This is a genomic window from Streptomyces chilikensis, assembly GCF_001642695.1.
Lineage (GTDB): Bacteria > Actinomycetota > Actinomycetes > Streptomycetales > Streptomycetaceae > Streptomyces > Streptomyces chilikensis.
The window spans coordinates 1-575 of the sequence record NZ_LWCC02000032.1 but is presented as its reverse complement, the minus strand read 5'-3'; the positions used below and the strand labels follow the sequence as shown (position 1 = coordinate 575).

General features: G+C 76.0%; 1 protein-coding gene. It reads right to left on the bottom strand.

What is annotated here, in order from left to right:
- The coding region (locus A2U95_RS21390; protein ID WP_166025762.1) for a hypothetical protein at positions 1–575 on the bottom strand (575 nt) is incomplete at both ends.

Here is a 575-nt window from a genome sequence, read left to right as displayed (position 1 = left end):
CGGCGACGAGTCCGCTCTGGGCGCCGCGCAGGTCGTCCAGGCCGCGGCCGTCCGGTCCGTGCAGGCCGGCGAAGGAGCTGACGGAACCCAGCGGCACGTCCTGGGGGAGGACGACGACCGCGGCGCCCGAGGCGAGCAGCTTGCGCACGGTGTCGGGGTCCCGCAGCATGCGGGCGACCTGGGCGTAGGCCTCCCAGCGGGCGGAGACCGGCCGCGCGGACTCGCCCGGCACCACGACCAGCAGCCGCGCGCCGAACTGCGCGAAGTCGTCCACCGACGACCGGTTCCGCACCGAGGTGACGAACTCGTCCTGTCCGGCCAGCCACCGCCGGTGCTCCACGGGCAGCGAGGACAGTTCGTCGAGGAGGGCGGGTACCGGCAGTGCCGACAGGTTCGCCACGAGCGCCTCGGCGTCCTCGGGCCGTACGGACTCCGGCAGGCGCACGGGGGCGTCGGAGGCCGGCCCGGCGAACGCGAGCCCGTCCGGGACCGGGCCGAACGGCTCGCCCTGCACGCCACGTTCCTGTGCCGCCGCCAGCTTCCGGTCCACCAGGTCGAAGGCCAGCCGCCGCAGC